General features: G+C 62.0%; 1 protein-coding gene. It reads right to left on the bottom strand.

Going from position 1 to position 474, the window contains the following annotated elements:
* A partial coding sequence (locus tag MUU46_RS00140; protein WP_258964448.1) for a hypothetical protein occupies window positions 1–474 on the bottom strand: 474 nt, incomplete at both ends.

Below are 474 nucleotides of genomic sequence, written 5' to 3'. Positions count from 1 at the left end.
ATACCCCTCCTCGTCTCCCTGGGCAGCATGCATGCTGCGTCGCGCGGTGGCATTCATCGCGGAGGTGTGGGCACAGCCTTGACCATCACCGCCCCATTTCTGGCCAACCTTGCCAGGCAAGGTGAGCGGATCCCCACCATCGCCTAAGACTGGTTGCCAGGCCAACTGCGCCAAGTACTCCCCCAGGATGTGGCAGGTCACAACGACTTGTTGGGGCTCCTCACGACGCATCCGGATGTCGAGGACCTCGAGCATGAGCTCATACAAGGGGATGAGATCCCCAAGAGCTCCCCTCTCTGCGGCACGCGGGTGGTGTGGAAAACCAGAGTCGACAAGGCGAGATCGCAGATCCGCGGGCAAGGCCTCACCGATGTCCTCAAAATCCTCGGCATCTAGAGCCAAGACTCGGCGGGCCACCGCCATCACGCCAGCAGCCTGCACCACATGAGGATTGGCAGACTCAGATGCGTGCGC

Source organism: Scandinavium tedordense (assembly GCF_024764965.1).
Lineage (GTDB): Bacteria > Pseudomonadota > Gammaproteobacteria > Enterobacterales > Enterobacteriaceae > Scandinavium > Scandinavium tedordense.
This window is presented reverse-complemented; position numbering and strand designations above follow the sequence as displayed.